Below are 26844 nucleotides of genomic sequence, written 5' to 3' on the forward strand. Positions count from 1 at the left end.
AAGAATTCCCAAAACACCAAGAAGCGTCGATTCGCGCTTTTTTTATGTCTTATTCAGTTAGAAGAAATAGCTGGTAATCCGCAACATAAGCTCAAAGCTTTAACTAAAGGAAAGACTAGATGCACAAGAAAGTCCCTCAAATCTCCTCGCTCACTTTAACCATGGTTTTGAGCACACTTACCCACCTCTTCTCGCAACCGAAAATGCCCGAGAAGTGATTGTCATTGAGTCAAGTAAACAATCGATTCCTCTAGAACGGATAGACAGTTCGGTTTTAGTAAAAACCGGAGAAGAACTCGAACGTGCTGGCATTTATCAAGTGCAAGATTTGGGAAAGGTCTTCCCTGGTTTAGTGATTCAATCCAGAGGCAACCGCACTTATGCTAATACGACAATTCGCGGGATCAGTTCCCCCGATTATTACTCCCCCACAGTCAGTGTTTATGTGGACGGTGTACTGCAAGACAATGCCTTTCTCACCCAGCAACTACTGAACATTGAACGTGTCGAGTTATTACGGGGTCCACAGGGCACTCTGTATGGGGGGAACGCTCAAGGTGGCATCATTAATATCGTTACCAAAAAATCTACGGGGCAACCTAAAGCCGCAGCCGATGTCTCTTACAGTAATCTGAGTAAACAGTTCAATGGTTCTAGCGCATTTGCGCTCACTGACTCTGTGTACACTGATGTGGTTGTTCGCGCACTCAAGCATGATGGGAATATTACGCATCTACCAAGCAACACTAAGGATGCGAACGATACGCAAGAGTTTAGTGGTGTAGCTCGTATCCACTATTTGCCACAAAACTCCCCCCTAACCCTGTCTTTTTCTGTATCGAGTGACAATCTTGATAGTCATGAAGAGTGGTATTTAACTCAATCTGAGTTCGACAATAAAGAAACACGCCAACCTATCCCTGAGTTACAACGCATCGTCAATAGTTATGCTTTACAAGTCGGTTACGACTTGGGAGAAACTCAACTTACAAGCGTTACGGCCTATCAAAACCGTAATATCGAACGTCAGTTCATTGGTGGCAATTGGCAAGAGGATCAAAACACATTCAGTCAGGAATTTCGAGCCAACACCTCCTTTAACGAGACATTGTCTACCCTGTTTGGTGCTTATTTCGAGCACCGTGATTTTGATGCAAAATCAGGTGCAACCTCTAAGGTTACTAATCAGGTTAAAACTGATAACTATGCTCTTTTTGGGCAAGCCATCTATGCAATGACCGATGCCGTTGACCTCACTTTAGGTATACGTGCCTCACATCTTTCAACTCGCGCAGATTACAGTGGTAATCCAGCATGGATGATTAATGCTTACAACCAAGATAAGTCCGAGAATACCCTCTCTCCAAAAGCTGCCATTGGTTGGCAACTTAATGAGGACACGAGAATTTTCACCTCTCTTTCTAGCGGTTATCGCCCGGGAGGCTTTAGTTCGCAACCTCGCAGCAACGGCGACAAAAACGGCTATAAAGATGAGAAATCACTGAATGGTGAACTCGGTTGGCGTACACGGTTGGTTGAGGATACCCTTGAATTCAGTGGCGCTCTTTACTGGATTAAAACCCAAGATCTTCAGCTTTATACTGGCAATCCGGGCAGTCAGGTGCTCAGAAATATGGGAGATGCTCGTAGCCATGGTTTAGAACTTCAATTTGCCTTCTACCCAACCCATGACTTGACTCTGACTTTAGGCGGTACTTTGGGTGAGTCGACCTTTGAATCGGGCAATCAGGGCTTAGATGGCAAAACACTCCCTTACGCTCCCAACACAACAGTTGTTGCTGGCATTGAATACTTCTTACCTCAGTCATGGGTGGATGGTGAACTCTCCATTTCATCCAATGCGCGCTACACATCCAGCGTCTTTTTCGATGAGAACAATAGCTTGTCACAGCCTAGCTACACCTTAGTCGATCTTGGTGTCAGCTATGTGGTGAATCCACATCTTTCATTGCGCCTATTTGGTAACAACATTACAGACCAAGAATACAAAACCTACGCATTTGCGATGCCAGGCTCAAGCCTAATGAGCAACTATGGTCAAGGCCGTGAAATCGGCTTAAATGTCAAACTTGAGTGGTAATGAAATGGCCCTTTCAACAACTCACCATCCAACACTTAGCCTAAAAACATTACTTCCACTCATGGCGGGTGTGTACACCATACAGAGCCTTATCGGTATGTTTTCACTGCAGGGGATCCCTGCAGTGTTACGCTCGGAAGGAGTTCCCACCTCTCAAATCGGCCTTTTCTATTTAACTATGCTCCCTTGGGCGCTGAAATTCCTTTGGGCACCTTATATCGAAAAGATACGTCACCGAGGAACAACCTTTGCTCATCACGGGGGCCTAATTGTTATGGCTCAAGCTGGTATTTTGCTCACTCTTGGGGCGTTTGCATTCACTTCTGCTCTTACTCACCAAGCCTGGTTATTTGCGGGTGTGTTATTGCTCGCCTTACTCTCTACTATTGCAGATATCAGTACAGATGGATTGGCTGTCGATCAATTACATTCCTCGCAAAGACGGTTAGGAAACGTCATGCAAGTGGGTGGCGCCTACCTAGGCGCACTGTTTGGCGGTGGCGTATTTATTTATCTCACCGCCAGTGTTAGTTGGCAGAATGCAACTCTTCTACTTATAGCTCTTGTCGCATTAATGTCTATGCCGAGCATAGTGTTGTTCAGTAAACACAAGCTTCAAACAAACTCTCTGAGTCGTCATACACCTTCGCTGAAAACAGCGTTTTCTAATCCTAAAGTGACACTGGGGCTACTTTTGGTCGCGCTGTTCCAATCAGGAACTCGCGGAGTCCAGTCGATGATGATGCCATTTATGTATGATCAAGGTCTTACACTAGAAAATCTTGGTTTATTGGTGGCTGGAGGTGGCATAGTCACCGCCATTATAGGTATAGGGTTTAGTGGCTGGTTAATGAAACACGTGAGTGCAATACAAATGGTTATTGGCTGCCTAGTACTCGAAATGTTCATCTATAGTGGCTTTGCTCTTTACTCAACGTCGATTCTACAGCTACCGCATGGGTTAGAAACTTTGTATGTATTCAATGCAATACTGACCGCCGCGAAATTTGTTGCCCTGTATACCTTAATGATGGAGTGGTCCTATGGTAATCAAGCTGGTGTCGACTTCTCGCTCTTCCAATCAATGGATATGTTGATGGCGATTTTGATGGCGATGGTATGTGGGTGGATAATTACAAATTATGGCTATCAGATACATTACCTGTTTGCACTGATAGCCTCAGCCCTCGCTCTAGGCAAAGCAACTCAAATTCTTTCTGAACAGACCTCACCGAGTAAGGAAGCTCACTATGTCCCCAATAATCCTTAACGCCTAGTTTTTGCCCGTGCTTACACGGGCTCTACCTCTCTTTCACTTTAGTGATTGCATACGCCATCACAGGACGTGCTCATTCAAAATTTAACGGAGTCAGCTGCCTTATGTCATTTCAGAACGAACTTTTATCCACTTTCCGAGAGGCGATTTGCCAATCATTGAGCATTCCAATTCATGGGTTGAATGAAACCGACAATTTATTCGAACTTGGTTTAGATTCGATGTTCATGATGCGCATGGTAAACCAATTCCGCCGTGCTGGATGTAAGGTGACATTAAAGGAGATATATCAAAACCCAACACTTGCTCAAATAGACCAGTTGATAGAGAGCAAGTTGACCACTTCGACGGCACTCTCCACTCCTAGCCCACGATTCCAATCATTTCCAACTATGAAAGATGGCGTTCCCTTTGCCATGACGCCAGTACAACTTGCCTATTACATAGGCCGAGGTGAACAACAAGTTTTGGGTGGGAATGGCTGTCACCTCTATCAGGAATTCAACACTCTTGGTCTTGAAGCTTCATCGTTAGAAGAGGCAATCAATGTGTTAATACATCGGCATCCTATGCTGAGTGTTGCTTTTCAAAGTGACGGTACACAACGTTGGGTGGAGCCTGTCCGCAAACACCGACTCCCCTTGCACGATCTCAGACATTTATCCGAAGAAGATGCCCATCAGGCGATGCTGGCACTTCGTGATCAACTCAGTCATCAAGTTCTTGATGTACATAACGGGCAAACCTTTGATTTTCAGATGGCATTACTGAATGAAGGCCACAGCCGCGTATATGTCAGTATTGATCTGCTTGTCATGGACGCTTCGAGCTTTAGCCTGTTTTTCAATGAATTATCCTTGCTGTTGCAAGGAAAAACCTTGCCACAACAGCAATCGGACTATGATTTCCGCAGTTATCTTCTGCAAGAACAAGAAGAATTTAATACTCAACGGAAAGCGGCATCTCTATTTTGGCAGGAGCAGCATGAGCGATTACCCGCAGCTCCAAACTTACCATTGGTGCAAGATCCCGCTCAGCTAAAAAAACCGACATTCCACCGCCGTCGATATCCATTAACTCCAGCTCAATGGCAACAATTTCAAACGCTCGCATCATCCAATCAAGTAACGCCAACAATGGTGCTGGCAACGTTATTCGCGGCCGTATTGTCACGTTGGAGTGGTCAACGCCAATTGTTGCTCAATCTCACACTGTTTGACTGTCACCCATTCAACCCACACATGAATGAGATGCTGGCAGACTTCACCAATATTCTGCTTCTAGATGTCGAGATCAACGAAGCAAGCGTGCTTGAGCTTATTCAGGCACATCAGCAACGTTTCGCTGAACTTTACGAACACCGAATCGTTTCTGGTGTTGAAGTGCTGCGAGATCTCAAAAAGAACGGCAGCCATCCCCATGGCGCGCCTATTGTGTTTACCAGTAATCTTAATCGCTCGTTATTTGGTGATGATGCTGACAGCCCGCTTGGTGAGCCAGGTTGGGGAATATCGCAAACTCCCCAAGTTTGGTTGGATTTTGTAGCGTTCAAACAAGGTAATGGAATTGTGCTGCAATGGGATGGGATTGATGCGCTCTTCCCAACCGATTTTGTTGATACCATGTTTGATGCTTTCACCCAACTGGTGGAATACCTACTGCAAGACCAGTCAGTTTGGCATTCGCCACTCCATGATTTATTGCCTGAAAAGCAAAAACAAGTGCGGGAACAGCGTAACCACACTCATGAAGAAGTGCCACAAGGTTTACTGCACGACCGAATATTTGAACAAGCGCAAATCAACCCAAATAACACAGCCCTGATCAGTGCTGAGCAAACATTAAGTTTTAATGAAGTCGCAACCAAAGCCAAACAACTAGCGCAAAGTTTGATTGAAGCTGGAATGCATAGTGGGGAGCATGTCGCTGTCAGTATGGAGAAAGGCTTAGGACAGGTCATTGCGGTTCTGGCTATTCTACATACTGGCGGCGTGTACGTTCCTATTGCTCCAAATCAACCTTTAAGCCGTCGCCAATCAATTATAGAGAATGCCAATATTCGGATTGTAGTGCGGTGTAAGACTGCGAAAGAGAAATTTGAGTGGACGTCATCGACCCACATTGACTGGCAAGAAACCAGTAACACTCTCCTAGATTATTCTCCACATTCTCGAAGCCCTAAAGATACTGCTTATATCATCTATACCTCAGGCTCAACCGGTACACCGAAAGGAGTCGTGATTTCTCATCAATCAGCGCTCAATACATGTCTTGATATTAACCAGCGCCATGGTATTTCCCATCGTGATCGCGTACTGGCGATTTCTGCGCTGCATTTTGACCTATCTGTATACGATATATTTGGTGTGCTGGCAGCAGGCGGTGCTTTGGTTCTGCCACAAGAAGTGCAATCTCGCGACCCTATGGCGTGGAGCGGTCTGATTGCAGAGCATCAGGTAACTATTTGGAATAGCGTACCGGCACTGTTTGATATGTTCCTCACTTTCTGTGAAGGCATGAAACTCACAACACCCGTTCAATTAAGAGCTGTGATGCTTTCAGGTGACTGGATAGACCTTTCACTTCCCGCTCGATATCGCGCTTTCCAGCCACTCGGCACATTTAGCGCTATGGGTGGTGCCACTGAAGCCGCCATTTGGTCCAATGAGTACCTTGTCAATCACGTTGATCCACATTGGCGATCCATTCCTTACGGCTACCCATTAAAAAACCAATGTTATCGTGTGGTGGATGACGCTGGCCAAGATTGCCCAGATTGGGTACCAGGTGAACTCTGGATCGGCGGCATAGGTGTTGCTCAAGGTTATTGGAATGATGAGGCGCGTACCTTAGCCCAATTTGTTGAAACTACTTGCCCGCAGACTCATAAAATGCAGCGTTGGTATCGCACTGGCGACACTGGTTGTTATTGGCCTGACGGTACACTCGAGTTTCTAGGTCGTAAAGATAACCAAGTGAAAGTCGGTGGTTATCGAATTGAATTAGGTGAGATCGATGCTGCGTTGAACCGTGTCCAAGGAGTTCGTCATGGTGTTGCGCTAGCCACTAGCCTCTCTGGTGGCAGAGATAAACAACTCGAATGTTTTGTGGTAGTCGAGGGCAATACACTCTGCTCAGAGGTCGAGCCAGATCCATCTCTCCCGCAAGACTACGCGGTATTTTTTTCAGACATTGAGAGTGCAACAGCCCCTCAAGTTACCTCTTTGATTGCCCATTTCTTACATCAACATCTCACGGCTTATTTGCCCGAAAACAACCACCCCAAACCTTTGGCAATATTTGCACAACAGTATGGGGTAAGCGCTCGTTATTTCGATCTCTTTGAGCAGTGGTGGCATTTTCTTTGTGCACAGGGTTATGCGGAAAAACATACCCAAGACACAGGTGGATCATATCGACTACTACCCTTGACTTCGGATAGCGAAGTCACGACTCATCCATGGCAAAGCTTCCTTTATTGTAGTGATTTATTGCATAACGTTCTGAGTGAACAAACTACAGCACAAGCACTGCTGGAAAGTGATCTTTCCCCAGAAGTAATGTTGATGAAAGAACCCGCATTCCAGACTCTGCTGACCCAGATCATTAAAGCGATTTCCACACTGTCCGATAAGCTCAACAGACCGATTCAACTGGTTGAAATCGAAGCTCGCAGTGCTCTTTTGGCGCAACAAGTCTGTTCATTATTAGGGCCAGAAAAAGTGCAATATCGAGCACTGGATTCGTCCTTAAGCTTGGTTCAACAAGCTGAAAAGCGTCTAAAGCGCTTAAGCCATGCACAAGCTCAACATGCCTCGATGGCCGATATGACGCCCCTCATCGGGCAAGCTGACATTCTAATTCTCAACAATGTCCTGCATCGCCAGAACGATCCTGCACGCACTCTTAAACAAGTGATAGACATACTGAAACCTCAAGGCATGCTGCTAGTCAGCGAGATGGCGACATTACCCGAGGCCGCTTTGATCAGCGCTCAAGTATTAGAGCAGCAGTCTCCCTCACTGCTGTCGTTCGCTGAACTGGATAGCGCATTTAAACAGGCCAACCTCGGTTTACAACATACTGTGTGTATGGAAGAGCATCGACTCTATGTACTCAAAAACCATAATGCGCACAACAAACCCGATAGCGATAAATTGTCAGCCAAACTTAGTACGCTGCTTCCCCCTTACATGGTGCCGAAACGTTTTACGTTTATGGAAGCCTTGCCGCTAACCCCAAATGGTAAAGTCGACCGAAAAGCCTTGTCAGACGCAACCTTAGCAACAAGCCCAAGAACATTGCCTCACAAGCCGGTATTGACTGAAAAAGAGAAGGTACTAGCCAGAGTTTGGCAAACGTTATTTAACCATTCAGATTTAGATGTCGAGAGTGATTTTTTCCTACTCGGCGGTGATAGTTTACTTGCAACTCGCTGCATTGGAGCACTGCAACACCAAGGCTACCATGCTGACTTAACTCAGCTTTTCAGTTCACCTACCTTAGGCCAATTTGCAGCCACATTAATGATGATGGAGCCTGACGAGCCAACAAGCTTAACTCCTTTAGTCGCAAAGCCTACCCATCGATATCTGCCCTTCCCGATGACCGAAGTTCAACAAGCTTATTGGGTTGGTCGTCAATCAGACTTTGCGTTAGGTGATACAAGCTCTCAGTTTTTTATTGAGTTTCGAGTAAAGCAGCTAGATGTTGAACGTTTCAACCAAGCGATGAACCGCCTGATTCAACGTCATGACATGCTTCGTGCCGTGGTACGTGACCACCAACAACAAGTTTTGATCAGCGTCCCCTTCTTTTCTCTAACCTGCCATGCACTTGATGAATTAGAGGGTTCTCAGGCTAATGCGATTCGTGATGGGTTGTCCCATCAGGTAAAAAATCCGGCGTTGTGGCCTCTGTTTTCGGTAGAAGCCATTACCCACACAAGCGGCGAAGCGCGAATTTTCATTAACTTAGACAATATGATGCTTGATGGACTGAGCATGCAGATCTTCTTTGCTGAATTGGAAGAACTTTACCAAGATCCTTCTCGCACACTTCCTGTACTTGAGATTACGTTTAGAGACTTCGTTGAATGGCAGCAACAGACCGAAACCAAACAAGATCTGTCAGCGGCAAAAGCCTATTGGCAACAAAGACTGACTCATCTGCCTTCAGCGCCAAATTTACCAATCCAAGCGGATCCAGCGACGATCAGTAAACCGAAATTTATTCGCGCCGCTGGCTCACTATCGCCCAAAGAGTGGCAAGCGCTGAAAGTCATCGCAGCAAGACATCAAGTGACGCCATCGGTGGTGTTGATGAATGCCTATGCTTGCACGCTCTCCGCTTGGAGCAACCATCAAGCATTGACTCTTAACCTCACCTTGTTCGATCGACCGGATGTCCACCCCAATATCCAGCAGATAATGGGGGACTTCACTACCTTGTTACTTCTGGCATGGCATCCTGAGTACGATTGGATGGCAAGCCTGAAACGCTTGCAAAACCAATTAGCCAATGATCTCCAACATAGCCAAATTTCAGCGGTTTGGGTAATGCGTGAGTTGGCACGTCAACAGCAACAAGCCAGCACAATGATGCCAGTCGTCTTTACCAGTGCGCTTGGAACATCAGAAGGTGATTTTCTCTCCAATTCAGGTTGGCTTAAACCGACTTGGGGGATCTCGCAAACCCCACAAATCTGGCTAGATCATCAAGTTTATGAATCATCGGGACATCTATGTCTCAACTGGGATGCAGTTGAAGCGCTACTTCCTCAACCGCTGCTAAACCAAATGTTTGAACAATACCTTTCTTTGTTAAAAACCTTAGCAACTCAACCTGAGTCTTGGACTATGTCCATTAACCAGTTATTGCCTATCCAGCGCACTGAAACTCGCTTTATACCAGCACAAGCTTCTTCTGTTGATCTTGAGCCGATCAGATCTAGAGACGACGGAGATCCCGCTACGATCGAGAAGATTCAGCAGGTTTTTAAGCAGATCGTCAACTCTGCTATCGGTGAAAAAGAGAACTTCTTCGATGCGGGCGCTAACTCGCTGCAATTGGTTCAGTTACACGCCGCATTACATCAAATGTCCATGCCTTTATCGGTCACTGACTTATTTACTTACCCATCTCCTGCCTTGCTAGCAGCCTTCTTATCTGAAGGATGGCTCAGCGATAAACCTAGTGATGATCAGCTGGCGCGTAGACAACGACAAAACGACAGAAAACTGAACCGCCGACAACGAGTTCAATCATAACCACAGCACATGAAGGGTTGCGCGGAGAACCGAGCACTGCATTAGCATTCAGAGGATAACAATGAATAACCTAGACAACTCATTTGGAAACAGTGACCCGATTGCCGTTATCGGGTTGGCTTGCCGCTTTCCAAAAGCGCCAAACGCAGAGGTATTTTGGCACAATCTGATTCATGGTATTTCAGGCCAGTCTTATTTCACTCAAGAAGAACTAAGCGCGGCAGGGATCTCAGACCAAATATTTCAGCAAGATAATTTTGTTCCCAGTGGAGCCATTATCGAAAATCCAGAGTTCTTTGATGCCGGATTGTTCGGATATTCTCCGACGGAAGCGCTTTCCATCGATCCACAGCAAAGGCTATTTTTACAAAATGTTTGGCATGCACTTGAAGATGCAGGTTACTCCCCCACGTCCATAAAAGCTAAAACAGGGGTTTTTGGCTCGATTCGAGCCAGCACATATCCTTCTTTTGCGGATTTTGATGTTACCCAAGTTGGTCAGGTCAAAGGGCTACAAGCCTTAGTAGGTAATGATAAAGATTATCTAGCCACCCGAGTGGCCCATAAATTCAACTTCACTGGTCCTGCATTCACCGTTCAAACCGCATGTTCTAGCTCCTTAGTTGCCACTCACCTTGCCTGTGAAAGCTTGCGTTCGGGGGAATGTGATATGGCGATCGCAGGAGGCGTTGCCGTGTCATTCCCTCAAGCGTCTGGTTACCAGTACCAATCAGGCATGATCTTCTCGCCAGATGGCGTGTGTCGTCCTTTTGATGTCAATGCCAACGGCACTTTCGGTGGTCATGGCTTAGGGTGTGTAGTGCTAAAACGCCTGGACGATGCGATACAAGATGGCGATACGATTCTCGCGATTCTACGAGGCAGTGCTATCAACAACGATGGCCAAAATAAAGTCGGCTTTACAGCCCCTTCGGTCAGTGGCCAAAGCCAAGTGCTTACCGATGCGTTGCATTTGGCGGATGTAAATCCTGACGATGTGGAGATGATAGAAACCCATGGTACTGGCACAAAACTGGGCGACCCCATTGAGATCACGGCGATAAAACAAGCCTACTCACGTAACTCACAAGGAAATCCCTGCTTTTTGGGCTCGGTGAAAAGTGGGTTTGGTCATCTGGATACTGCTGCCGGCATCGCCTCTTTAATAAAAACCATATTGTCGGTATCACGCGGTAAGATCCCTGCATCGCTAAACATTTATCAACCTAATCCCGCTTTAGGCCTTGAAGACTCAAGCTTCAAGCTTTCCACCGAAACGATAGATTGGCAGAGCAACATTCGTACCGCTGGTGTCTCTTCATTCGGAATTGGCGGTACAAACTGCCACATGATAGTGCAATCGGTATCTGACTTTACCGAGCCATCAACTCCCATCGTTAGCCCTGAGATCACAAAGCTGCTGATTTCAGCGAATAGCGAAACTTCATTGCGACAACTGGCCGCACAATACGCGACGCGATTAGAACAACATGGTGACTGGGGTGACATAGCTTATTCAGCCATCTCGAGCCGTTCTTTGGATCTTCCGTATCGTTTAGCGGTGAATTGCGACTTATCCGCTATCGAGCACCTGCGCCACTACGCAGAATCAGGGCAAACCGCTCCTTGTTTACAAGTTGGACAAAGAGCAGAAAAGAACAAAATAGTATGGTGTTTCACTGGCCAAGGAAGCCAATGGGCTGGCATGGGTCACGAGTTATACCAAACCAGCTCAGCATTTCGTCAAAGCATCGAACTCAGCCAGCAGTATGCGCTAGACGTTACAAAGACGCCCCTAACCGAGTACCTGTTTGGTGAGAAAACGGATTTACTGAAACGCACCGACTATGCCCAACTGGCTATCGTAGCGTTTGAAATCGCAATGGCTGCTCATTGGCAAGCCAAAGGCTTCGAACCCGATATTGTGATGGGTCATTCGGTCGGTGAATTTGCCGCTTGTGTAGTAGCAGGCTACCTCAGCCACCAGCATGCTATTTTGCTTGTCGCCGAACGAGGCAGACTGATGCACCAATGCGCTCAAACACAAGCTGGCGCTATGTTGGCCGTTTTCGCAGAACAATCCGTGCTGGATTCACGGTTAACTCTGCACTCTCTGGATCTGGCCGCGCATAACGGCGATCTACACTGGGTTTACTCAGGTCAGATAAGCGATATCGATCAAGCAATACAGGATCTTGAGGGACATAACATCCATTACAAAAAATTGGACGTGCCCTGCGCAGCGCACTCTCGATTACTGGATGATATGTTGCCCTCCTTCACTGAGTTTGCTGCGAGCATCCCAGCCTCTGAAGGCACAATCACCCTTATCTCTTCACTGACAGGTCAACCGATCGCCCATGCAAGTACACTCAACGCTCATTACTGGGCACGTCATGTACGAGAGCCAGTGCAATTCCATCAAAGTGTTGAGTCAGCTTTAGTACAAAAGGCGAATATTTTTATGGAGATGGGGCCTGCGGCTCATCTTAGCTCGATTGGGCGACGAGAAGTTTGGTCGCACCCAGCTCACTGGCTACATACCTGTCAATCGAGCCTTTCCTCACAACGCGCAGAAGCAGAAGCGTTAGCTACACTCTTTGTCGCTGGAATTGATAAAGCGTGGCCGACACTGTTCAAGCTGCAAGGACGACGATGTGCTTTACCGCTGTATGCCTTTGATGAACAACAATACTGGTATCAGCTGTCCACCGTGCAACAAGCTGAGCACAGCCAAATTCCCCTCAGCACAGAAGTTGAAAAACCGGCCTCGATCCAAGCCATTTATGAAATGCTGCGTTGCTGTGTTATTCGCGATCTGCTTCGCGCTTGTTCAGATCAACCGCGCTTTACACTGCGTGATGTTATTCGAGGCGGCCGCCTGCTACCACGCTACCGCGATCTTGTTGCTGCACTCTTAGATAGAGTGATAGAGCACGGCTACGTGCAAAAGCACGGAAAAACATTCAAATACAGTGCAACGCCTTTACCCGCCACTGAGCTTGTCGCACAATGGTTACGAGACGCTTTGCTCGCCAATCAAGAACCCACATCACTTCAGTTGACCGACCTTCGTGTACTGTGTGATGCGGCACCTCGCATCCAAGATCTATTGAGTCGCTACAATCCTCTTCCCGAGCACGCTACCAATCATTTTGTGGAAATCGAACTCTTGCTGCGTACTCAATCCGTTACAGCGCAACAACTCAATACAAAATGTGCGGTATCGAACGATTCTCATCTGCTGTATTTGGATTGGCCACATCAAGCAACCGAACAGAGCTGGGAAGCCGTCATTGCCCAGCAAATCCCCCGCTTTGTGCATGAAAACCGTAGTGATTGGCAGCTTTCCGTCACTCATGCATTCTCCCCAAACGCCATTACTCAGCTTGTGGTGCATCGTGCGGCACAAATGTGGGGGGAAGTGAAGTACCGCCTCAGAGGGCAATTAACCTCCGGCCAGTGGGCTTGGGTTGGTGATGTCAAAACCCCGAATTTCAATGAACTTTCAGAACTAACGCCGCTGCCTTCTCCACATAATCGGTATCAATGGCAGTGGCAACTTACTGAACCTTGCCAACAAATGCTTCCTGTAAGCCAATCTGACATCGCATGCGCCTTCTCAACTAAAGGGGAACTTTACCGCGTGAATTCGGCACTCAGCCTTTTGGTGTTGCCAGATGGATCTCTGGCCGACAGTGCTGCACAAGTAGCAAATGCCCTGGTGGGTGATTTTGAAACCCTTTATGTGCTGACCTCAAAAGGCATTCCTGCTCAAAACAACGATACTGTAGAGCCAGAAAAATTTGCGCTGATTTCTTTGGTACGTGTAGCGCGCACTGAGCGAAAACATCAGCAGATTTATCTCCTTGATATTAACGAGCATGACACTCGTGTCATTGCTGATGCACTCATGTATGCGCCATTTCATCAATCCTTTGATATTGCCTATCGCAACCAAAGCTACTGGTTTCCACAACTTGTCCATGCGGAGCCTGTGAAGGATACGATTCCTTCTAGTTGGTTTACCGCTTCGGGCTGGCATATTGTGACTGGAGGGACAGGAGGAATTGGTCGAATCCTCATTCAGTGGCTAGCAAAATCAGGCGTGCGCAATATCGCCGTGATTGGACGGCGTAAGCCGACAGACTGGGGAGAGTTTTGCCAAACCATGTCAAGACAAGGCTGCCACATCACGACTTTGCTCTGTGATTTGAGTGTTGATGGAGAGCTAGAGCAAACACTTAACGGTTGGCAACACGATTTGCCGATCATTGGAGCATTTCACGCCGCAGGTATACCAGCCCACGGCTTGCTGGCTCAATGGGAAGCCCAAGAAGCCAGAGCATTAATCCAAGTCAAAGCTAACTCTTTTGCCTCGTTACACCGTTGGCTAGAGAGTCAAAAGGCGCAGTATTTGGTCGGTTTTTCTTCTGTCGCGTCCTTAGGAGCGTTAGGACAAGGGGCCTATGCTATCGCTAACGCTTATCTGGATGGCTATGCCCTCGCTCAGCAAGATAAACCCGGTTGTCGAGTGGTGAGCATTGCTTGGGGGGCATGGGATAAAGTCGGCATGACGTCAGAACTGGCTCTACTCGATAAGCTTGCCAAAGAAGGTATGCATACCATCAGTCCAGAAGAAGGGGTATGGCAAGTTAGCCAAAGCTTGCTCAGTGGATCACCAGTTACTTTGGCGATGAATATCGAACCTCAGCACGCTAATTTTTGCCGCTATTTTAAGCCGTTAGACATATCCAATACGCAGTCTTCCCTTGTTGAGCCAACAGATTTAATCCCTAAACAGCCGATCACTGACTTATTGGCGTGGATGACAGATCGTATCCGTTACCAATTGGGTATCAGCGAAAACACAACGATCAGTGCAACACAGGATTTATTGCAACTCGGTTTAGACTCATTGCAATTCTTAGAGCTTAGCGCCTGCCTACAAAAACAGTTTGCAATCAAAATCAATCCTGAAGAAGCCTATCGCGATATGTCGGTAGCGGGCTTGGTGGCGATGATCGAGCAGAAACGCAATGAGGATCGTCAACACACGACAGTTGAGCCGTTTATTATTGATCAAGAGAACCTATATTCACCTTTTCCTCTCACCCCCATTCAACACGCATATTGGATTGGTCGTGAGCCATGGGTGCAATACGGTGGTATTGCGTGTCATGTCGTGTTTGAGTGGGATAAGAACCTCACCGAATTTGACCCACAAAAATTTGAAGCCGCTTGGAATGCCTTAATTCAGCGTCACGACATGCTGCGTATGACAATCACCGCCAGTGGTGAGCAAGTGGTTCATGCTCATGTTCCCCATTTTGCAATAACAGAAACAGATCTGCGCTCACTCACTCAGGAAGCACAGAACGACGCGCTTGAGCAGATCCGCCATCGCATGCGTCACCAAGTTCGCCCTGCGGATGTCTGGCCGCTGTTCGATGTATCCCTCAGCCGCCTTTCTGAGGTAAAAGTCCGATTGCACCTGAACTTAGATCTGCTGCAATTTGATGTGCAAAGCTTCAAGATCATGATGGATGATTTAGCCGCTGCGTACCAAGGCAAGACCTTATCTCACTTGCCTATCACCTTCCGCGATTACGTGATGCATGAGCAAAAATTGCGTCAACTCCCTGACTGGCAAACTTCATGGAACTACTGGCAACAAACCATTCCAACCCTGCCTAAAGCACCAATGTTGCCTCTTAACCCTGACTATAACCATCGTGAACCGGTGTTTATCACTTTGGAGGGGCGGCTTAACCGTGTGCAATGGCAAACCCTGAAAGCACAATGGCAGCAGTGGAGTGTAACGCCCTCTGCAGGTTTGCTCACACTGTTTGCACATACCTTAGCCAAATGGGCCCGTAGTCCTGACTTCACCTTAAACATGACTTTTTTCAATCGTCAGCCTTTTCATGAAGCGGTACATCACCTGATTGGTGACTTCACTTCTGTTCTACTGATGGATTTCCAACATGAGCAGGATGCCAGTTTAAAACAACGTATGTTGGCAACTCAAAACACGCTTTGGCAACGTTTAGGCCATAGCCAAGTGAATGGCGTTGAAGTAATAAGAGAGTTGGCTAAGCACTGGAAAACCTCAGGCAAGTTAAGCGAACAGGAAGCGACACTACCGTTAACGCCTGTGGTGTTTACAAGCATGCTCGGCATGTCGATGGATGGTATGGATATCGAGCAAGCGATGACGCATCTACTGGGTGATCCTGTTTACGTGCTCAGCCAAACGCCTCAAGTCTGGCTTGATCACCAAATCATGGAAGTCGATGGCGATTTGACCTTTAACTGGTACTGCATGGACGGTGTGCTAGAGCCTAAATTGGTAGAAAACATGTTTGAAAGTTATCAGGACTTACTGCAACAGTGCGCGCAGACCCCAGAGTTACTTGAGAACGCATTGCCTACCCCAAAACACAATGAGACTCCCATTTTTACAGGAGCAACTCAGGAACAACATATAGATTGGCCATCTATCCCCATTCCGGAGATTTCACCAGATATTGCTCAAGAAGTGACGCAAGCATGGACTCATCTTGAGTATCAAGCTCTCCATGGGATCTGGGTGACTCTCCAACATCACCAGTTGTTCACTTCACCAGAACAAAGCTATAGCGCAGTTGAGATCACCCAACAACTCAACGTCACCGATAAGCACCATAAGCTTATCCACCTTTGGCTTGATCAATTATGCCGAGATGGCGTGTTAATCCATAAAGATGGCGAATTTCGCTACAGCGGCAGTTTCCCGGATGAGCCGGACTCAACGTTGCCTCAACAAGCATGGTGTCAACGTTTATCCCATTATTTGGACGAAAATATCCAAGCACATTCCGCCTTGCTGAATGGTAGCCAATCGGCGTTAGAATTACTGTTCAAAGACAAAACCATTACGGATAGCCTCTACCGCACTAACCCATCACTGCGCCTCTTAAACCAAAGTGCAGCTCAAGCGATTAGTGCCATCGCAAACATGCAGGCTCAAGGTCTTTGTGTTCTCGAAATCGGTGCGGGTACCGCGGCAACCACATGCGAAGTATTGAATCTTGCTTCACCGATGATCCATGACTATCAATTTACGGATGTTTCTCACGCATTCCTGAATGAAGCACGCGAAATGTTGGTTGCATACCCGCAAGTCAGTTATGGGTTGCTCAATATCAATCAGCCCGTCAGTGAGAAATTCCACATTGAAGGTGGTTATCACGTCATCTTGGCCGTCAATGTGCTGCACGATGCCGTCGATCTTCCCAGCAGCTTGCAACGCCTTCGTTCTCTATTAGCAGAAGATGGCTTTTTGATTTTTATTGAGGCCACTGATCAATACAGCCCAATGCAGCTTGCCACAGTCGGTTTTATTGAGGGCATCAACGCATTCAGTGATTTTCGACAACAAGCTCAAAGTGGCATGCTGACCCAACCTGCTTGGCTCGCACTGCTCGAAGAGCAAGGCTTTGTCCCTCATTTTACTTACCCAACCGATAGTGTTTCAGTGCTACGCCAACATCTGATCATCGCTCAAAATAGTGGCCAATCGTTGGAGCCAGCCGCTTTCCGTCCTAGTACGGAACAAGAGAAGGCTCAACCCTCGGTAGCGAGCGCGTTGACGATGCATCCACAAGGCAACTCCGAGCTCTTCAATCAAGTGACCGAGCTATGGACCTCCATACTTAAACGACCTGTACAAGCAAACAGTGATTTCTTCCACAGTGGTGGTGATAGCTTAATGGCAACCAAAATGGTTGTTGCGTTGCATCAGCAAGGTGTTATTAACGCGACCCTTCAACTGATTTTCGAACATCCTGTATTGCAAGACTTTGTCGCACGTTTGGATAACCTCAAAGAAGATTGCGTACCAAATTCAGAACCGCAGCCTTCCCATTGGCAACAAGAAATCATTCGAGATACCTGGCAAAGCTTGTTGAATACGGAGATCCAAAATCAGACGGATTTCTTCCACTCAGGCGGTGATAGCCTCATGGCCACCAAAATGGTGGTTGCACTGCAACAGGCAGGAGTCAAACAGGCGAGCTTACAGTTGATTTTTGAGCATTCACAATTTGCTGAATTCTGCGCTGCCCTATATGACGCTGAACCTGAAACCATCGAAGAGGATCAGATAAAAACGGAAAAAGTTCCGTCATGTAAAGCCATGGTCCGCCAATACCCGCTTACTCCGCTACAAAACGCCTACTGGTTAGGTGAAAACGCTCTATTTTCTTTAGGCAATGGAATCGCTCATTTCTATGCCGAATTGGAGATTCAGCATCTGGATCGACACAGGCTAACCCAAGCATGGAACACGCTAGTTCAATTTCACGATCAACTGCGAGGAGAAATCCAAGCTGGCCAGTATTGCATTCATCCAACTGTTCCGGAATATCAACCGCAATTCACTGATCTCAGCACAATGGATGAACAACAGAAGAAATGTTGGCTTCATACAGCGAGAGAGCGAATCGCGAATCAAGGCGTTTCTACCCACCAATGGCCACTGTTCGATATCCATCTTGTGCAAATTGACAGTAATACCTCTTTTGTCCATCTGGTGATTGACTTAGTGGTAGCCGATGGCAAAAGCCTGAATACTTTGTTCCAACAGTGGCTTGCTCTCTATAACGATCCCGCCACCGAACTGACCAAGCCAGCAATGGCAACCGATACATATTTCCATGAGTTAGCAAAGCTCAAAGACTCAGAGCAGTACCAACAGGCAAAAACCTATTGGCTGCAACGTGTACCAACACTGCCAGATGCACCGGCACTTCCCCTGTCGGAAGTGCGCTCTGAAGTATTGTCACAAAGCGTACTGACTCACCATCTCAACGCGGATCTCTGGGCGAAGATTCAACAGGCATCCTTTGCTCATAACCTCTTACCTTCAATGACTATGCTCTCTGCGTTTTGTCTCGTGCTCAGCAAATGGAGTGAAAACAAACATTTCTCCATCAATGTGCTACATGGCAACCGTCAAGCCATGCAACCTGAGTCGGAAAGCATTATCGGCAACCTTTCCACGACGTCCATGCTGGAAGTCAATGCTACTCAAATCGGTTCATTCCTCTCATTTGTTGAGCAAATTCAGCAACAAATGGCCAGCGATCTGGCAAATGCCCATTTTGATGGTCAGCAGGTATTAACAGAGAAAAACCGCCACAACCACAACTTCAGCACAGGTATGCCAGTCGTGTTCAACGACACGGTATCCGTTGGGCAGAGCCGACCATTACAACAGGGGAAATTGAACGAGTTCGGAGCACAGACACCGCATGTTTACCTTGATGCAATGTTGATTTCATCTCCATGCGGGGGAATACAGATTAAATGGACCATTCAAGAGTCTCATCTGAAATCTGGGATTTTCGATGCCATGTTTGCGACCTATATCAGCGCACTTGAAACCATTCCAGCTCTGTTATGGACAAATCCGCTTGCCCTGCCGCTGGTTGCTCCACAGCAATATATTCGTGAACAAGTTAACGACACGCCCTTAGAAAACCAAGACGCTAGCTCGGTCTCCACGCTGTGTGACTTGGTGCGTCTCGGCGTAGAGCAATATCCACAGCAGATTGCTATTCAGCAAGGCGACTTGGAACTCACCTACCAAGAACTTTGGTCTTCCGCCCAGAACCTAGCAACAGAGATCCTTAAACAGCAAGATGACTCACCATTAATCGCGATTGTAATGGATAAAAGCTGGCAGCAGATTCTGGCTAGCATAGGCATTCTTCTGGCTGGTAAAGCTTATATGCCCGTTGACGCAACTTATCCAGCTCAGCGGATTCAGGCGCTGTTACAACAAGGTGGCGTTAATACCGTGATCGCTCAGACCTCCGATCTCGAAATACTTCCTCACTACCGCATTATCGTGCCTGAGCTGAGTAACGACACCATTGGTGACTTTACGCCTGTACCCATTCGCGCCACGGATCTGGCGTATGTGATTTTTACTTCGGGTTCAACTGGTCAACCCAAAGGGGTGATGATGGAGCACGCTGCGGTGGTCAACACCCTGTTGGATCTTAACCAGCGTATTGCCCTTAATCGTCACGACCGTGTGCTTGCTATTTCAGCCCTCAACTTTGATCTCTCTGTCTTTGATATTTTTTCAACTCTCAGTCGAGGCGCAAGAATCGTGATCCCTTCGATTTCATCAAGCCAAGACCCTGAAGCCTTAGTACGCTTGGCACAACAATCCGGCATTACTATCTGGAATAGTGTGCCAGCCTTTGCCCAACTGTTAGCTGACTTGCTAGAGCTAAACTCAAGTCCGCTGCAAAGCTTGCGTCATATTATGATGAGTGGTGATTGGATACCGGTGAACTTACCGGATCGACTGACCAAAGTTGCTCCTAATGCACAATTGCTTAGCTTAGGTGGAGCCACTGAAGCGGCGATTTGGTCAATCTGCCACCCTATTGAGAAAAGTTATGCGGATCAAACCAGCATTCCTTACGGCAAGCCTCTGAGTAATCAGCACTTTTATATTTTCGACCAGCAACTAGAGCCTTGCCCTGATTGGGTAACCGGAGAGCTCTATATTGGCGGACATGGGTTAGCACGAGGATATTGGCAAGACCAAGAAAGAACGGATCACGCTTTTATCATTCATCCAATGAGCGGCGAACGCCTGTATAAAACTGGCGATCTGGGGCGTTATTTGCCTGACGGCAACATCGAATTTTTAGGCCGAAACGATCACCAAGTGAAAATCAATGGCTATCGTATTGAACTTGGTGAAGTAGAGAATGCCCTACGCCAATGCCCATATTGCAGTACCGGTATTCAGGTTCAAGATGCGATCGTGCAAGCGGATAAGCACAGTAAGAATGGAATGCGCTTAATCGCCTACGTTCAATACGCCCCCCACAGCCAAGTGGACAACCAAGCTTTGCTTGAATACATGCGGAAAGTATTGCCGCACTACCTATGCCCAGCACAAATCATCGCAGTGGATCATTTCCCATTAACGCCCAATGGCAAAGTGGATCGCTCTGCGCTACCTCATCCTGAAACTAACGTTGCCGATGAAATGATGCGGATGCCCTCCTCACAGCATGAGCAGGCCCTAGCGAAAATTTGGGCAGAATGCCTAAATTTAGAGGTTATCCCAGCGAACCAAAGCTTTTTCGATCTTGGAGGAAACTCGCTGATCGCCGTGCGCTTACTTAACCAAATCAATCGCAGACTTGATGCCTCTCTCAATGCTGGAGAGTTGCAAACCCATGACACGATTGAACGTCTTGCTACTTTGCTCGCGAGCCAATCCCAAAATGAACCTAAGATGCCAGTCAAACTCACATCAAACAGTGATAACCAGAATTACACACTGTTTATTGTTCACCCTATTGGCGGCCACTTACTCAGTTATCAGACTTTAGCCAGCGAATTAGACAATATCACCCTGTATGGGCTTGCCTATCAGGAACACCACGCATCACCTGATAAAGCAACCGATATCCATACTTTAGCTCAGCACTATCTCGCCATGGTCCGTCGTGTACAACCAAACGGCCCATACCACCTAGCGGGTTGGTCATTTGGCGGTGTAGTCGCCTTTGAAATGGCGCAGCAGCTCATTCAGCAGGGAGAGACTGTACAGCAATGTGTATTGATTGATAGTTATAAACCGAGTAAGAACCCAACACATGCATTAACCGATGAAGCCATTCGTCAGCATTTCTACGCCGATTGCATGGGTCGATTCCCAAAGCTAACCCATTGTGAAACGCCAAGTTTCCAATCGGATGCAGAGTTCTGCTCTCAATTAGCCATCGCTTTTTCGAGCATGGACTCAGGTCCATTAGACTGCTCAACCCTTGCTCATTTGCTCAAGGTATATCAACAAAACTTACGTTCTATGTTGAATTATCAGCCCTCTCACTTAGGTGAGTTCCCTGTGACGCTCTATGCCGCGCAATCAAACCAGCACCTTGATTTTATGAGCTACCAACATCCCGATATTGCTCAACGGGCATGCCATGGCTGGAGTGATTACTGCTCCCCGACCATTCAACTCATGCCGGGAGATCACTACACGCTATTGCAACAGCCGAATGTGAAAACGCTGGCACGAGCACTTTCCGATCTGCTGATGAACAATCCGCATTCGCTACATTCACTCCACAAACAAAATGCAGAAGAACTGACCAATGAATAATCGTAAGAAAGTCGTCATCGTTGGGGCCAAATTTGGCGAGTTATACTTGAATGCTTTTATCGAATCACACTCGGAATTTGAGCTCGCTGGCATTCTAGCTCAAGGCAGTCAACGTTCAAAAAATCTGGCCATCGCTTCGGGATCCCGCTCTATCAAAGAGTTTCACAGTTACCGCAGGATATTACAATTGCCTGTGTCGTTATCCGCGCTTCCGTTATCGGTGGCGTTGGTAACCTACTGGTTGAAGAACTACTCAAACGCAAAATTCATGTTTTGCAAGAACATCCTGTTTCAGCCAAAGAAATACAGCGCCACCTAAGCCTTGCAGAACAATGTGGCGTCCAGTACCGAGTAAACAGCTTCTATTCCGCATGTCGAGCTGGTCAAACGCTGATCTCAAGCGCTCAGAAAATAACGGAACAAGCACTCAAAAGCGCAAGCCATGGCAACTTCACTACCAGCCGCCAATTACTCTATTCGACATTGGATATTCTCTTGTTGGCACTGAGAAATGGCGGCCCTCTAAAACCGACATTACTAGGAAAGCAACGTCAATTCGATCTTATCAACCTCCAATCGGAGCAAGGCGAGTATCTTTTGCAACTGCAAAACTATCTTGATCCACAAGACCCTGATATGCATAACCTCGCGATGCATCGCATCATGTTAGGTTGGGATGCGGGTTATTTATCTATGGTTGATAGCTATGGACCCATTCATTGGACTCCTGTGCTGCATGCCGATCATCACCTCAGCGATCAAAATAGCTTATATCAAGCCGTCAGCAGTCCAGAGGGGCAATACCTCAACCAGCCCACAACTCAAGTTCTATATCACCAGCCGAATCTCGTTAAAGACCTATTTGAAGAATTAGGACCAGAAGGTGTGATCTTCACACTAGAACAGTTCTGTCACTTAATTGATGGACAGATTGGCTCTCACTCTTTGACGCCATCCCATCAACTCAACGTTGCTCAATTATGGGAAGACATACTCACCCTATGTGGGCAGCCACAAGAAAAAGCCATCCCCCCCTCTCCACGTATTTCGCTGCAAGCATTCGATACACAACATAATGATGCAAAGGGGGGAATGTTATGAGCCATGTGTTCAAAACCCTTTATCAACATGGATCGCGACCTCGACATATTTGGGTAATTTGCCCTTTTGCTGGCGGTAGCTTAAGTGCATTCAAAAGTTGGATGTCGCTTGATCAAAAGATACTGCCGGAAGAGTCTCTCATCCTCCTTGCAACTTACCCAGGACGCGATCATCGGATGCGTGAGTGCCCACTGGCCAGCATTGCTGAATTAGCCAACGAGGTGACAGACGCTTTGATGACATGGTTAACACAAACTCCATTATCGATAGACGCCCGCATTCAACTTTGTGGTCACAGCATGGGAGCCCAAGTGGCCTATGAAGTTTGCCAAAGGTTCGAGACCTATTATGGTGCCCCAAACCCTATTCAAACGCTGATTATTTCAGGCTGTCATGCACCACATATTGAAAGCCGAAGAAAGCTTAGTCATCTAAACAATGATGACTTTATTGATGAATTAATCGCGATTGGCAGTGGTAGCCCTGTGTTGAAACAGCACCCTGAGTTACTGCCGATGTTTATGCCTATGTTAAGAGCCGACTTTCTAGCGACCGAAAATTATTACTACCCTGTTAGGCCGTCTGAAGGTCGGCTGAGGCATACCTCATGTGTGCTCGTCTATGGAGAAAGTGATCCAGAAGCGTGGAAGTCTGAAGTCATGGCATGGCATACCTGGCTCACCCCGCCACACTCCGAGATCACGACTATCTCAGTATCTGGCGATCACTTTTACATCACTGCAAACCCAGAACTCTTTCTCAAACGGATCAGTGAACAGATCAACAAGAAGATACAGACGCCAATCGGCACCTTCGCAATCAAACCTTGCATAACCAACGTCTCAGGAGACCATCATGGCTAACATCCACACCACGCATTTCAGCTCCTTCGTATTAGGCCATCAATGTCATCCACTCCAACTAGTGAGTGCGCTGACTTCGGCTTCTTTTTGCGATGAGTATCTTGTGTATGAACATCAGAGCGAATGGGCTGTCGGAATCAATAAATTGCAACACTTAACGGTTAATAACCGAGGAGAAATGTGTGATTTTGAAGGTAATACTCAACCAATCAACCCTCGCCATCTGTGCCAACACATTTATCGTGCAACGCAAACAATCCCGTTTAAAAACTGGCGGCTATTCGGTCGAGTCGATTTTGAGTTCAGTCGTTTTGCTCTCGACTTAAAACAACAGGATAGTGAACGAACTTTGTTCGAACTGTTTATCCCGAAAATCGAACTGCGCATCAATTCAAATCAGATCATTATCCGAACCATCGATAGTTCTGTTGTCCCGAAAATTCAGGCGATCATCGCAGCAACGTCAGCTTTGTCCTTACCATCAGAGACAGCAAATAAGGTTCTATCGCAAGCAGATATTGTTAATCGTCATGAAGTTAAGCATCACTATCAGCAAACCGTTGCTTCTGCAGTCAATGAAATCAAAGCCGATCAGTACAAGAAAGTTATCTTATCCCGTCCCGCCATACTGCCTATGAATATAGACATACAGAAAAGTTTCATGGTTGGTAGATTGCACAATACCCCTGCCCGTTCTTTTATGCTCAAACTCAATGATCTGGAAGCGTTCGGTTTTTCACCAGAAACCGTTCTAGAAGTCAATCAACAAGGTAAAGTCAGTACCCAACCTTTGGCGGGCACTCGTTTTCTACCTCAAGATCAAGATGAAGCAGCAAAACTTAAAAAAGAGCTGTTGACCGATCCCAAAGAAATTGCCGAACACGCTGCTTCTGTAAAGTTGGCTATCGAAGAACTCGAGCAGGTATGTACGGCTTCCAGTGTTCATGTTTCTGAGTTTATGACGGTGTCAGAAAGAGGCAGCGTGCAACATCTAGCTTCGCGAGTGGCTGGTCAACTCGCACCAGATAAATCCGCATGGGATGCTTTTAATATTCTATTTCCATCCATTACAGCATCAGGCATTCCAAAGCGTGAAGCGATTGACGCAATTGCCCGTTTTGAAAAACAACCCAGAAAACTCTATAGCGGCAGTGTTCTCATCGCGGATCAAGATGGCTTTTTCGATGCAGCTTTGGTTCTAAGAGCAGGATACAAATCACAGGCGACCTCTATGCTTCAAGCTGGTGCCGGTATCATCAGCCTATCCAACCCGCACAGAGAATGGGAAGAAACTTGCGAAAAAATGGCCTGTGTTCTTAACCATTTAGTCTTTGAACAAACTCAGGTACAGAGCGAGCCTGTTACCTGCGAGGTAGAATAATGAATGGCAGCAATACAACGCCAGACTTGCTTCAGGGCTTTACTCCATACCCAAAAGATCAAGCGGAAAAATATCAAAAGGCTGGGTTTTGGGAGCATATCCCCTTATGGACCATCTTGACCCAAGGCGTAGATCTGCACGCTGATCGCATTGCAGTGATGGATGACGAACGCCAACTGACATACCAACAACTCTTAGAGGCAGCCGATGGTATGGCACAACGCTTGGTGCAAGATGGGCTACAAACGGGTGAACGAGTCGTCATTCAGCTCTCCAACTCGTGCCGTTTTCCTATTGCTCTGTTTGCTACCCTTCGGGCAGGCTTGGTTCCTGTTTTGGCATTGCCTGCCCATGGCTTCGCCGAAATCGATCACTTCATACAAACTGCTGATGCCAAAAGCTACATTGGTGAAAATCAACAAGGAATTGAGCTCGCCAAAAGCTTAACGGCCAAGCATGTCACGTTAAGAAGCACCTATTTACTTGGTGATAACAGTGGTTCTCATTTTCTTGAATACTGTCTACCTCACCCTTTCACGCCCCCTCACATTGAGCCAGAAAATCCGGCACTGTTTTTAGTATCCGGTGGAACAACGGGACTCCCCAAGTTAATCCCGCGAACTCATAATGATTACCTTTTCAATATCCGTTGCTGCTGCAAAGCCAGTGAGATCCACAAAAATGATGTTTATCTGGCAGTTTTACCCGCAGCGCACAACTTTACGTTAGGTTGTCCTGGTTTTTTAGGCGTACTCGCTAGCGGTGGAAAAGTGGTATTTTCTAACCAAGCAGAAGCGGATCACTGTTTTACATTAATTGAGCAGCACCGAGTTACCGCAACGGCATTAGTGCCCTCTTTAGCTCAGCTTTGGACAGAGGCGACACAATGGGAAGAGAATGATCTGTCGAGTCTGCGCTTGTTACAGGTAGGGGGTTCGAAGCTGGCTTACAGCGATGCTCTAGAGGTTCAACAAGCTTTCCCCAATGCCTTGCAACAAGTATTTGGGATGGCTGAAGGGCTTATCTGCTGTACTCGGTTAGGTGATGTCGCTGAAGTTATTGCTTCCAGACAGGGACGTCCAGTTTGTGGATTGGATGAAATTCGAGTCGTAGACAGTAATGGTAACTTTATAACTGATGGTGAAGAGGGAGAGTTACTGACACGAGGTCCTTACACGTTGCGCGGTTACTACCGAGCAGCCGAACATAACCAGCGATCTTTCACTCCAGATGGTTTCTATTGTAGTGGTGATAAAGTTCGCATTGATAGCAACCAATACCTCACGGTGACAGGACGAATCAAAGATGTGGTTAACCGCGCAGGTGAATGCATTGCAACCGATGAGATTGAAGAGCACTTACTCGCCCATCCAGACGTCGCGCAAGTAGCGGTACTTCCAGTGCCTGACCCTTATCTGGGGGAGCGCATAGGCGTAGCTCTCATTTCGAAAGGCGCAGCCTTAACATTACAAGAGCTTCGTCAGTTCTTAAAAAACCGAAAATTGGCCTCGTTTAAACTGCCGGATGAACTGCAACTCGTGAACACTTTACCCAAAACTGCGGTTGGTAAAGTAGATAAGAAAGCCATTTTGGGGCCGAATGGCCAGCCTTGGATGCTGAAAAAACTGCCATAACGAACACAACCCGCACCATTTGGTGCGGGTTG

Annotated in this window: 7 protein-coding genes and 1 pseudogene; all 8 read left to right on the forward strand. The window is 47.0% G+C overall.

Annotation, left to right across the window (positions count from 1 at the left end):
* The first annotated feature begins 214 nt into the window (after positions 1 to 214).
* The 8 genes and pseudogenes from D908_RS04875 (at position 215) to D908_RS04845 (ending at position 26812) form a co-directional block, all read left to right on the forward strand.
* Positions 215 to 2101, forward strand: coding sequence for a TonB-dependent receptor (locus tag D908_RS04875; RefSeq protein ID WP_005526067.1), 1887 nt, complete (start codon positions 215 to 217; stop codon positions 2099 to 2101).
* Positions 2082 to 3371 carry an MFS transporter gene (locus D908_RS04870; protein ID WP_005526070.1) on the forward strand — a complete coding sequence of 430 codons (1290 nt, stop codon included), beginning with the start codon at positions 2082 to 2084 and terminating at the stop codon, positions 3369 to 3371. Before D908_RS04875 ends, D908_RS04870 begins: the two co-directional genes overlap by 20 nt.
* 110 nt (positions 3372 to 3481) lie before the next feature.
* A complete protein-coding gene (locus tag D908_RS04865) occupies positions 3482 to 9646 on the forward strand; it encodes a non-ribosomal peptide synthetase (protein WP_005526072.1) in 6165 nt (2054 codons plus the stop codon).
* 61 nt (positions 9647 to 9707) lie between these two features.
* Positions 9708 to 21833 carry a hybrid non-ribosomal peptide synthetase/type I polyketide synthase gene (locus D908_RS04860; protein WP_005526074.1) on the forward strand — a complete coding sequence of 4042 codons (12126 nt, stop codon included), beginning with the start codon at positions 9708 to 9710 and terminating at the stop codon, positions 21831 to 21833.
* Positions 21826 to 22934, forward strand: a pseudogene (locus tag D908_RS0119745) (Gfo/Idh/MocA family oxidoreductase). Before D908_RS04860 ends, D908_RS0119745 begins: the two are co-directional and overlap by 8 nt.
* Entirely contained in the window at positions 22931 to 23797 is an 867-nt protein-coding gene (locus D908_RS04855; RefSeq protein WP_005526076.1) for a thioesterase II family protein, read from the forward strand. The pseudogene D908_RS0119745 and the gene D908_RS04855 overlap by 4 nt, the downstream one beginning before the upstream one ends.
* Complete coding sequence (locus D908_RS04850) at positions 23790 to 25178, forward strand: salicylate synthase (RefSeq protein ID WP_005526078.1); 1389 nt, start codon at positions 23790 to 23792, stop codon at positions 25176 to 25178. Before D908_RS04855 ends, D908_RS04850 begins: the two co-directional genes overlap by 8 nt.
* Positions 25178 to 26812, forward strand: coding sequence for a (2,3-dihydroxybenzoyl)adenylate synthase (locus tag D908_RS04845; RefSeq protein ID WP_005526081.1), 1635 nt, complete (start codon positions 25178 to 25180; stop codon positions 26810 to 26812). Before D908_RS04850 ends, D908_RS04845 begins: the two co-directional genes overlap by 1 nt.
* The last annotated feature ends 32 nt before the right edge of the window (positions 26813 to 26844 follow it).

It is taken from the genome of Vibrio mimicus CAIM 602 (assembly GCF_000338875.1).
In the GTDB taxonomy this organism is placed as follows: domain Bacteria; phylum Pseudomonadota; class Gammaproteobacteria; order Enterobacterales; family Vibrionaceae; genus Vibrio; species Vibrio mimicus.